At 59.0% G+C, this 11,580-nt stretch carries 7 protein-coding genes; 2 read left to right on the forward strand and 5 right to left on the reverse strand.

Going from position 1 to position 11,580, the window contains the following annotated elements; genetic code table 11:
* A partial coding sequence (locus tag AC1RLZ_RS17230; RefSeq protein WP_493189597.1) for a beta strand repeat-containing protein occupies positions 1 to 2,395 on the forward strand: 2,395 nt, incomplete at its 5' end.
* A 130-nt stretch (positions 2,396 to 2,525) separates the two neighbouring features.
* On the opposite strand, the gene AC1RLZ_RS17235 is transcribed toward AC1RLZ_RS17230, so the two are convergent.
* The 5 genes from AC1RLZ_RS17235 to AC1RLZ_RS17255 all read right to left on the reverse strand — a co-directional run bounded on the left by AC1RLZ_RS17235 (position 2,526) and on the right by AC1RLZ_RS17255 (position 9,896).
* Complete coding sequence (locus tag AC1RLZ_RS17235; RefSeq protein ID WP_493189598.1) at positions 2,526 to 2,957, reverse strand: hypothetical protein; 432 nt, start codon at positions 2,955 to 2,957, stop codon at positions 2,526 to 2,528.
* Positions 2,958 to 3,153: 196 nt separating this feature from the next.
* Complete coding sequence (locus AC1RLZ_RS17240; protein ID WP_493189599.1) at positions 3,154 to 4,179, reverse strand: transglutaminase-like cysteine peptidase; 1,026 nt, start codon at positions 4,177 to 4,179, stop codon at positions 3,154 to 3,156.
* A gap of 315 nt (positions 4,180 to 4,494) precedes the next feature.
* Entirely contained in the window at positions 4,495 to 5,832 is a 1,338-nt protein-coding gene (locus AC1RLZ_RS17245) for an HlyD family type I secretion periplasmic adaptor subunit (RefSeq protein WP_493189600.1), read from the reverse strand.
* On the reverse strand, positions 5,819 to 8,083 hold the full coding sequence (locus AC1RLZ_RS17250; protein WP_493189601.1) for a type I secretion system permease/ATPase: 2,265 nt from the start codon (positions 8,081 to 8,083) through the stop codon (positions 5,819 to 5,821). Before AC1RLZ_RS17250 ends, AC1RLZ_RS17245 begins: the two co-directional genes overlap by 14 nt.
* 238 nt (positions 8,084 to 8,321) lie before the next feature.
* The gene (locus tag AC1RLZ_RS17255) at positions 8,322 to 9,896 is read right to left on the reverse strand and encodes a TolC family outer membrane protein (protein WP_493189602.1); all 1,575 of its coding nucleotides are present in this window, start codon (positions 9,894 to 9,896) and stop codon (positions 8,322 to 8,324) included.
* 640 nt (positions 9,897 to 10,536) lie between these two features.
* Here AC1RLZ_RS17255 and AC1RLZ_RS17260 point away from each other — a divergent pair.
* On the forward strand, positions 10,537 to 11,532 hold the full coding sequence (locus AC1RLZ_RS17260; RefSeq protein ID WP_493189603.1) for a Gfo/Idh/MocA family protein: 996 nt from the start codon (positions 10,537 to 10,539) through the stop codon (positions 11,530 to 11,532).
* Positions 11,533 to 11,580 lie beyond the last annotated feature (48 nt).

Here is an 11,580-nt window from a genome sequence, read left to right on the forward strand (position 1 = left end):
GACGGATGCGAACGGCAACACCACGACCGGGACCATCAACATCACCATCATCGACGACGTACCGACGGCACATGCCGACACGGACAGCGTGACGAGCGGCTCGTCTTCGACCGACGGCAACGTCCTGACCGGTGTCGATACGACCAGCGGCATCGCTGGAATCGATGTCCTTGGAGCCGATGGAGCGACGGTGAGCCGGTTTGTGGCCGGTACGATTGTTGGTGATGTCACCGGCATTACGGCGGGCTCTGCGTCTGCGGGTGGCACCATCAATACGGCAAAAGGTACGCTGACGCTGGGAACGAACGGCCAATATACCTACACCGCGAATGTGGGGGCGATTGGCGATGATATATTCACCTACACGATCCGGGATGGCGACGGCGACTTGTCGACCACCACCTTGAAGATCACCATCGAAAACTCGGTGCCTCAGGTGGTCGATGGATTGTCGAGTATGACGGTCCTGGAATCTGCTCTCGATCGCATTCAGGACGGCAACGATCTGGCAGCGGGCGTTAAACTCGGAACCAACCCATCGTCCACCGCGGAAACCTCTATCGATACCAACGGGCTGCAGTTCCATGCGACCGGCGAAAACATCGTTTCGATCAAGTTCGCCGATCCAAACAATCTGGCCGATGCGTATGCCACGCCAACCTTTGCGAATCTGGGAAGCGGAACACCGCAATGGTCGCTCTCTGGCGATGGCCGGACGCTGACGCTGTCGTTTGGTGGCCAGGCGGCATTGATCCTTGCATTATCTGGAGCGACAGGCGCTGCTGCAGGGTCGGATGCTTTCGTCACCGTGACGGCAACGTTAGTGGACCATTTCTCGCATCTCGTTTCGCCGAGCACGCTCGATGTCATCCTCAATGGCGTAAAGGTGGTTGCCACCGACTCGTCCGGGGACGAGGTTGCCGGAACAGTGAGCACGACGATCGTCGACGATGCTCCGGTCAACTTCACCGCCCAGTCGATGGTGATCGAAAACGGTTCGAACGCGGTCGGTAGCGGAGCATTGAATTTCTACGAGAGCATTGGGGCCGACAGCGGCTCAGTTGTTTTCACCGGGACGAATGGCTCGACGCTGACAAGCGGAATCTCGCCTGTTACGTCTGGCGGGAAGACCGTTCATCTGTATGGGTTTGGAACAGGGACGCTCTCGGGCAAGATAGATCTCGATGGCAATGCCGCAAATGGCGATGAGACCACGGTATTTACCGTGACGCTGGCGCCCAATACCCTGAATGAAACTCAGGATCTCTACAACATTCAGTTCCTGCGCAGCCTTGATGACGGCTCGGGCAACACGATTACGCCATCGAACTTTACTGATACTGCCGCTCGCGATTACAAGGTCGTTGACGATACGACAGCTCTGAATCACGACATCCTCATATCGGGCAGCGATACTGTGAATGGCAGTAACGGCGGCGGCGTCACGAGCTTCGGCGTCGGAAACCCCTCAATTGGCACAAGCGAAACTCTCAGGTTCGATTTCGCCTCAAATGTTGTTGTCAGCGGAAATGGTTCGCACAACAGCTTTACCTACGGCCCCCACTATGACGTGAATGGCTTTGCATTTACCGTTCAGAACGGGAGCGCGACGACGGTTTTTGTGAAAGTCTACGATGCAGGCAACGATTCCAGCTTCACCAACGATCCTGCCGATACGATCACTTCGGTCTATAAGAACGGTGTATTGACGGCTTTCTCGACGTTAAATGGCGGGATTACTGTTTCGGCGAATAACGGCGATGTCATCGCGGTCTATACTGCGGACGGTTATGATCGTGCCGAGATTGGTTATGTAAGCGGTAGTACTTTCTCGGTTGCGAATGTCGGCTACCTGCAACTCAATGCAGGGCACGATCTGCCGTTGCATTTCAATCTGACCGCGACGGATGCCGACGGCGATACATCGACTGGCGTAATCAACGTCACCACAACGCCAATTACAACCACGATGACCGGGACATCCGGCGATGATTTGCTGGTGGCCGGTAACGGTGGAGAAACCCTGATTGGGCTTGCCGGGAACGACACCCTGACCGGCGGTGTGGGTGTGGATCACTTCCGTTACAACGCGCCAACGGATGGAACGGACCACATCACTGATTTTGTGTCAGGCTCCGACTCGATTGACGTTCTGCTGTCGGCCTTCACCGGTCTTTCGGGAGGTACGGGAGCGATTACTACGGGTGAGTTGTTTGGCGTCAGCAACGTGCAGGATCCAAACACGATTAACATCGGAGGCTCTCACTTTGCCTACCAGCAGTCGACCGGCCAACTCTTCTACGACAGCGATGGCGGCGGTAGTGCCAATCGCGTGCTGCTTGCGATCCTGGACAACCACGCGGCCATTACCGCGAGCGATGTCCACAAGGTCTGATCCTTCGAGATCGACAGGATCAAAATGACAAAGCCCGCCGGAGCAATCCGGCGGGCTTTTGTTGCAGTTGCGTTCAATTCGACTGATCTTTCGGAAGGAAGTGCCGACCCGAATGGCGGCAGACGGCCACTCAGATCTTGCGTCCACCCGGGTCGCCATCGATCGTTACCGTGATTTTCTGGATCTCGGTGCGGCCACCGGGATACTTCACCTCGACGGTCATGGTGTCATTGCCGAGGAAGTCCGGCTTCGATTTGTAGAAGGCGATGAAGCCGGGGACTTCCAGCGCAAGGCACTGCTTGTAGTTGGTGGCCGCGACCTTGCCGCGTTTGATGTTGACGGTGCCATTGGTCGGCGGACTCACGAGCCGAATGGCCGGCAGGGTGCCACCGGTGCAATCCGGCTGGACGTTGAGATAGATGCCGACCTGGATATCTTTTGCGGGCAGGCCGCGAGCGGTCCGCTCGACGGTGGTTTCCTGTGCCGCAACGGGCTGCACAATGCCCAGTAGGGCGCCGCCGGCGACCAGGCACATCGTGGCGAAAAATGCAGGCACTCTCATTTGAAACGATCCCTGACGATCGTCGCTGCCAACCAGGTACCGAAGGCCGCTTCGAACCAGACCCGGTCAGTGTATCACGGTATCGAATACGGATTGCGCGCTGCCCGCCGTCAACACCCAGATATTTGTACTCGATCCCCGGGCCACCTCCTGCACGCCTGATCTATTGGAGCAGAGGAGGTGCGCGCAGCGGTGATCAGAGCAAAAGCGGATTGGCCGGCTCGTGTGAACCATTGGAGGTTGGCATCATCGCCGGCTCCCGCGCGTTCGCCTTATCGGCGTCATTCCACATCGTCCCGGTATCGTTGGCTTCGACGTCGGTGCCAGCCGATGCGGGCGCCATGCCGGCAGCGTCGCGGAACAGACTCGACAAATATGGGGAGGCAAAGAGGCTCACGCCGCCGCGGTCGAGCGCGTAGAGCGGCGTAAACTGCGATGTTTCAGCATCTGTCTTCGCGGCGAGCCAGCGGTTGTCGAGAATGATCCACGCTCCATCGCTGCGAACGGCCAGTACGGCGTGGTCCTGCCGCGCCGTCTTGTCCCTGCCGAGCAAAATGCGGAGATCGGTCTCTGCGACGCCGGCCTCGCGTAGCGCGATGTATTTCGCTACGGCATAGTCCTCGCAATCGCCCCGTCCGGAGCTGATGGTTTCGAGTGGCGCGCTCCAGCGGTCGAGAACGCCGTGCTGTATGAGGTCGCTCGTATAGATGACGGCTCGGTTGATCAGCCGGTTGGCGATTTCGATTTGGGCTTTACCGCGACCAGCGCGAACCTCATCGACGATCGCGGCAAAGCGCGATGCCGCGCCTGCGCATTGCGATCGCTCGGATCGACATGCAGCGAGGGTTGCAACGTCAGTCTCGATCTGCCGACCGAGGTCCTTCCATTTTCGCCACAGCGAGCCTTCTGGAGCTCTGAAGCTGACCAGGCCAAACGGTTCTGCGTCTGCGGATGCGCCATATCCCATCGCGTTGGTGGCGTCGGACATGACGTCATCGCTCTTGGCAGAAGCGATGCGCACTGCCGCTTCAGGACTCGGTTTGCCGTCCAGTTTTGCGAGCACACTGTTGATGGAAAAGAAGCGCGGGCCGCTGGCCGAGCGCTGCTGCGGCGCAGTCACAGGCGCCAGCATCGACGGCGTGACCAACTCATCGAAGATCGGCTTGTGCGGTGTCTTTTGCTTCGCGTCAGCATCATGCGTCCCGGCAGCCATGATTAGCATGACGGCACTTGCAGCTACGACGCGCGTAACTCGGCTTCCCGATACGGCCAACATCTTACACCCCTCTGTGCCGGGTGCGTGTGTCGGCTTGTGCCAATCTGCATCCCGTGCTCAGGCGCGAGTATTCGATGTCCGACTGTGATTTCGGTTAAACGGAACAGTGCCTCCCGGATATTACGAGCGGCACGGTGAAACAGGCGAAAAGCAAGTCCATCAAATTCGACGGAATTGTAATGTGCAGTTAAGATTGATTTTGTATTGATTTTACCGTGATCGCCCGGTCGCCCATCTCAAATCATTAAGCGCGGCGTTGCGTCAGCGCTCCCTCAGAGCTTCTTCTTTCAGCAACCGCGCGGGCTTCATCAGGTAGTCGAGAACCGTCTTCTTGCCGGTCAACACCTCGACGGTCGTCACCATGCCGGGGATGATAGGAAGCGGCGCCTCGGCGGGACCCAGGTAATTCTTGTCGGTTCGCACCATCACTCGGTAAAATACGTCTGTCTTTTCGTTGCCGCGGTCGGCTTTTTCCTCGGCGATAGTATCGGCGCTGATGCGCTCGACCTTTCCCTTCAGCGAGCCGTAAACAGACGAGTCATATGCAGTCACTTTCACGACCGCGTCCTGGCCGGCGCGAATGAAGGCAATGTCTTGCGGACGAATGCGGCCTTCCACCAGAAGGGTGTCGTCGAGCGGCACGATTTCCATCAGGTTGGCGCCGGGCTGCACCACGGCGCCGATGGTCGTTACGTTGAGCTTGTTGATTATGCCGTGGACCGGCGACTTCAACTCGGTCCGGAACACCCGATCCTTCGCCGATTTGATGTTCTCCTCAAGAACGGCGAGATCGCCTCTCGACTTGGCCAGATCTTCATCGGCCTGAGATCGCAGCGCGGCGCGAGCGGTCTGACTCTTGGCTTGCGCTTCCTGGATGCCAGCCTGGGCTTTCAGCTTCGATGCGCGAATGACCTGGAGTTGGCCTTTGGCCTCGCTCTCCTGGCGTTCGATCCGCAGCATCTCGATCTCCGGCACGACCTTCTGTTTGTAAAGATTGCGCGTGAGGTCGGCTTCCCGGCTGAGCAGCCTCAGGGTGTCCGACAGCTTGGTTTCGGTCGCTGCATACTCATCGAGTTCACGCCTGCGCTGGGTCTCCTGCTGGCTGATGACCTCGAGGTCCTGGGCGAGTTTGCGCAGGTGGGCATCGAATACGCTTCGTTCGCCGGCAACAACGCGCGGCGCGGCTTCGGTCAGGTCGGCTGGAAAGGTCAGATCGGTAACGCCACGAGCTTCCGCCTCAAGTCGCGCAACCCTTGCGCCCATTGCGGCGCTGCGCTCCCGGATTTCACCGAACTCCGACGCGAACTTGGTGTCCTCGATCCGCATCAGCGGCTGTCCCTGATCGACGATGGCGCCATCCTGTGCGAGGATCGCGCCGACTATGCCGCCTTCGAGCGATTGCACGACCTGGATTTGCCGACTCGGCACCACGCGTCCGTTGCCTCGCTTCACCTCGTCGAGTACGGCAAAATGCGCCCACATCAAACCGGTAACCATCAGCGCGAGCGTCGAGAAGAGAACCAGCCGCGAGGTCTTCGGCGTCCGCAGTTCGGCTGCGGCGCGCACATCGTTGGCGAAGGCGAAGTCAGACGGCTGCATTGCGGGGACCGGTTTTGAGTTCGGTTTTGATCGGCACGGCTTGCCGCTGCGCGACGGCTTGAAGGTTGGCAAGAATTGCTTCGCGAGGGCCGTCGGCAATGAGGCGTCCGCGATCGAAGACAAGGACGCGATCAGCCAGCGCCAAGAGCGACGGGCGATGGGTCGAAACGATAATCGTCATATCAGACCGAGCAATGTTTCTCAGGCGTTCGAGAAATTCAGTTTCAGTCCGGACGTCGAAATGGGCCGTCGGCTCGTCCATGAAAATGATCCTGGGCTGCCTGATCAGAGCACGGGCGAGGCCGATGGCCTGCTTCTGGCCGCCCGACAGACTGCGTCCGCCTTCGGCGACAGGCATGTCGTAGCCGAGTGGATGCATTGCGACGAAATCCTCGACGCCCGCGAGCCTTGCCACGCTGATCACTTCCTCGTCGGTCGCGGCCGGTTTGCCCAGTGTGATGTTGTCCCGCAGCTTGCCAAAGAACAAGTCAGTATCCTGCATGACGAAACCTATGCCGGCGCGGAGATCCGCCGGGTCATATTGCCGCGAGTCGATCCCATCGACGGCAATACTGCCGGCGGACGGTTCGTAGAAGCCGGAGAGAAGCCGTCCGATGGTGGTTTTGCCGGAGCCGACCCGGCCGATGATGGCTACGCGCTCTCCGGCCTTGATCTGGAACGAGACCTCCTGCAGAGCGGATTCCTTGCTGCCGGGATAATTGAAGCTCACGCCTGCGAACGCGATGTCGCCGCTCTCGATCTTGCGGCTCACATAGGCCCTGCCGGGCGGGCGCTCCCGTTCGAGCCCCATCAGGCGGTCGATGGCGCGCAGGGAACTGGTCGTTTGCGTGGCTCTGGTGATGATGGACGCCAGACTCGAAATCGGAGCAAGCACGCGGCCGGAAAGCATGTTGGCTGCGACCAGTGCACCCATCGTGATCTTGCCGTCGAGGATCAGGAACACGCCGATGATGACCAGCAACATGCTCGTGATTTGCTGAGCGGAACTGGAAATCGTCAGCGCAAGCGTTGACCAGAAATGTACGGCTTCGCCGGATCGCGCAGTTGCCGCTACCGATCTTTCCCACACCATCTGCATGCGGGATTCTGCTCCGGTCGCCCGGACGGTCTCGATCCCGGCCAGCGATTCGACCAGCACGCCATGCCGCGCCGCGGATTCCGCTTGCAGGCGCTTCATGGCTTTGTCGAGCGGGCGCTGTAGGAGAAATCCCAGTCCCATTACCAGCGGAAGCATCAGCAACGGAATCCAGGCAAGCGGGCCGGCGATCAGGAAGAGCACGCCGATGAAGATTACTGCGAAGATGAGGTCGGTAGCAGCGACGACGGCGCCGGACGTGAAAAAGTCTCGAACCGAATCGAAGTCCCGAATTTGATTCGCGAGGATGCCGACCGAGGTCGGCCGGTTCGCCATCTTGATAGCAAGGACATGCTCGTAGATCTTCGCCGCCAGTACCACGTCGATTTTCTTGCCGGTGTGATCGATGATCCGGCTGCGAACAATGCGGATGATGAAATCAAAAGCGATCGCCAGCCCAAGCCCCAATCCCAATGCAATCAGCGACGGCACCGCTCCGTTCGGCACCACGCGGTCGTAAACGTTCATCGTAAAGAGGGGCGCTGCCAGCGCGAGCAGGTTGACTAGCAAAGCGGCGAGCGCAACGTGTCCATAATTGGGCCAGAAGCGCGTGACGGTGGACCAGAACCAGTGGTTTCGTGGCAGGTCGCCTGCGGCAACGGTTCGCGCGTCTGCAGTGGGTTCGGGCCGTGCAAATAACGCATATCCCGAATAACGCGTCTCGAGCGATTTCAGAGCGACGCGCATCGGTGCAGATTTGGTCATGGGATCGACAAGGTCGATCGTCTCGTCTCCCATCGCGCAGCGTGTCAGGATACACGTCGTGCCGTCCTTCATGATGAGGATAGCTGGAAGAACCAATGCCGGTATCTGCGCGATCGGGCGCTGAACGGGCTTGATATCTAATCCGGCCCTTTGCCCAGCGCGCTCCATCAAGGTTGCCGTCAGTCGCCCGTCAACCAGCGGTAGCCCTGCAATGAGTGCGTTCCGGCTAATAGCTCGACCGTAATGGGCGGCGACATAGATGAGCGCCTCCGCGAGTGGATCGCCAAGGTCCGAACTATCCGGGGATGGAGCAGCTGTCGTCGTCTGGGAATTTGTGGTGCCAGTGTGCATATTCACAATCAGGCCCTCTTGGGCGGTCATGGAAAACATCAGTATGCAAAATATCAGATGCAAACGTTTAGCGCAGTTCATGCGCAGAAACGGGACTATCTCTTGGTAACGCTAATCAACCGCGTCGTTAACACTAGCCGCCCCGCCGGTCATATTGCCGGTTATCGGTGGTCCAAGAGTAGTCAAAGGCAGCTCAGTTGCCGAAGCCTTGCTTCGGCGACAATGACGTTCACGTCGCGTCGTGAGAGGAAATCGCCGCAGCACCTCTTGGGATGGATCAATTTGCGGCTGCGCCTTTGCCGGGCATGGAGCGCCAATCGGCCACCCTGTTGATCAGGTCGGCAGCCGGACTGACCGGCGTCTGCCACCGATCCGAGAACCCGCCATCCGACGCGGCGACCGCGCTGGGTCCGCTCGCGAAAGCGTAATTCGAATAGGGAACCCCACGCTCTGTCCGCAGTGGTTCCGGACCCGACACTGGCGCGTTCCAGATTACCGGCGGCAGTTTGTTGGGGAGCAAATTGAAGAAAAGTGCCGGTTCCAGCGGCGCCGCGTCGGCGGGCGGTGGCGCCTTCACGTACTCGATCAGTCCGCCCATCGCGGCGAGCAACTGATAGTCCGCGAACACCGCTACGCTTTGCGTCGAGGTCAGCGACACCAAGCCGTTGAACAACTGGTTCTGAGCATTCAGCAGGTCGACCAGCGACCGCTGACCCAGTTCATATTCCTTCTGATAGGCGACAATGACCTTGCGGTCGGATGTAATTTGGCGATTCAGCGCGCTGATCCGATCAGCAGTCAGCGTCCGTGCAGCCCAAGCCTTGTCGATCGATTCGACGGCATCCCGCTGCAAACGGGCATGCCGCATCGTGCTTTCGACATAGCGTTCAGACATTTCGCTGCGCTTCCAACTGTCTTGTCCGCCGCGGAAGATATCCCAGCTCGCGACAACCTTACCGCTCACGACGTCGCGACGGCCAAGATAGCTATCGGAATCGATCCCGCGCGATGCGCGCCCTTCAAGGTAGACATTCGGAACAAAAGCGCCCGCAGTAGCGTCCAATCCGTATTTCGCAGCGCGGGCATCTTCCTCGGCCGCCTTGATGGTGGGATTGAATCGGACAGCTGTTGCCAGCGATTCGTCCTTGGTGCGGGGCAATCCGCCTAGCCGGCCCGGCGTGCGAAGGTTGATGGGCTCGAGACCGACAGCTTTGCGATATTTGGCCCGCGCCTCATCCAGGCTCTGCTGGAAGCCGGCGAGCGTCGCGACTGCATTCTCGACTCGTTCGCGGGTTTGCTCAAGATCGCCTTCGCCGGCGCGGCCTCCACTGAAGCGGGACTGAACGTTGGAGAACAGGTTACGGTGAACACGCACGTTATCCTGCGCAATCGCGATCAGCCGCATGTAGCGCGTAATGTCGACGTAGGCTTCCGCTGCATCGAGCGCGAGCAATTCGGTTCGTTCGTGGACACGGGCAGCGGAGGCATTGACACGTGCCGATTGTCGCCAGATTTCGTTAATCGACGTAAATCCGTCGAAAATAAGCTGTCGGCCGAAAATCGAAACTGACCGACCGTTGACCCATTGGTCGTTGCCGAGTGGCGGCGGCGTGACGTCCTGGGTGTAGCGCTCCGGGCCGGTCCGGCCCTCGACCCGCACCTGCGGGAGCAATGTCGATTGCTGCTGCCGTAATTCTGATTCGGTCGCTCGACGGTTGGCGGCCGCTTCACCAATACCGGGATGAGTAAGGATGGCTTGCTTCAGCGCGTCGTTGATTGTCAGAGGTGCCTGAGCGAATGCCCCCCCGCAACTAAGGGCAATTGCACTACAGGCTACAGCCAAGATCCGCATTAAACCGTCCCCCCGACGAAACTGATCGTGCAAAATCAAAATACAGCACTTCCAATTCACAAAGTGTAGCGGATTGCGAATTGCGGCGTAATCTAGATAATTCCAAGAGTTTCTCTCTGTGGCAAATTAGCATCAGAATAGGTTGGTTTTGGTGTTTTAATACCTCTTTGAATCCTTACAGAGTTTCATTTCATGCAAATGGTCGGGATGTTAACCATTATCTAATCTAATTAACCGGCTCATTCTTGATGGCATCAAGGGTCGAGCGACATGCCGTGATTCTAGGCGATGTCATGTATGGGAGATTCTGCTCCCTCTGGGCACTTAGATCCTAAGCGTTCCCTCAAGCTTTGATGCATCGCGGACCGCTGGAAGAATTGCCAAGCTTGTTGCAGGCATGAGAATAAAATCAATTGCCTGTTGGATTTCGCCCGCGGTTTGGCAGGACGAATTCGAGTTTATGTTTTGTTTATCGTTCTCGTTTTGCCTTGTAATTCTTTGAATCAAAACGTGTTTGGGTAGCTCCGCGGGGCAATCGCCACATCTGTGGCGGGCATGCTAGGAGAACGCACGGCGCCGGTATGGTGAATCGCCGCGTGCCCTTAAGAATTTCGAGGTTTATTGAATGGTGTCGAAAGAAATGTCCGCAGCAAAAGATGCGGCTCGCACGCTGCGTGTCGGCGTCGTAGGTGCAGGTGTCATGGGCACCAATCATGGCCGCGTGCTGGCCGGGCTGCCGGGCATCGAGATGATCGGCATCGTCGATCCCATGCTCGAACATCGCATCCGCGCCGAGAAGCTGATCGGCTGCAAGACCTTCGTGGATCTGGACGCGCTGCTGGCCGCCGGCGTCGATGCCGTGACCATTGCTGCGCCCACCCACCTGCATCACGAAGTCGCGCTGGCCTGCATCGCCAAGGGCATCCATGTGCTGGTCGAGAAGCCGATAGCATCGACCGTGGAAGAGGGACGCGAGATCGTTGAGGCCGCGCGCAACGCCAAGGTCACGCTGATGATCGGCCATGTCGAGCGTTTCAATCCGGCGGTCGCCACCATCAAGAAGGCGATCGAAGGCGAGGACATTCTCTCCATCGGCATCACCCGCGTCGGCCCGTTTCCGCCGCGCATGTCCAATGTCGGCGTTGTCATCGATCTCGCCGTGCATGACATCGACCTGATCCGCTGGTTCACCGAAAGCGATATCGTCGAGGTGCAGCCGCAGCTGGCCTCCGCCGTCGCCGAGCGCGAAGACATCGCGCTGCTGCAGTTCCGCACGGCGTCGGGCGTGCTCGCCCATATCAACACCAACTGGCTGACGCCATTCAAGGCGCGCACGGTCACTGTCGCGACGCGCGGAAAATATGTGATGGGCGATCTGCTGACCCGTCAGGTCACCGAATGTTTCGGTTTCAAGACCGACGGCAGCTATTCGATGCGTCATCTGCCGGTCGGACAGGACGAGCCGCTGCGCGCCGAATTGATGGCGTTTCTCGATGCGGTGCGGACCGGCGGCGTGCCCGCTGTGACCGGCGAGGAGGGCGTCGCCTCCCTCGAGATCGCGATCCAATGCCTGGAAGCGCCGAAGAAGCGCGCGGCCACAGCATCACACCCGGCGCCCCGCAAGGTGGTCGGCTGACGCAAGTGCGACCCGGCGCAAGCATGCGCCGGCGTCCAATATCCAGAC

Source organism: Tardiphaga sp. GW822-FHT04G09 (genome assembly GCF_058800725.1).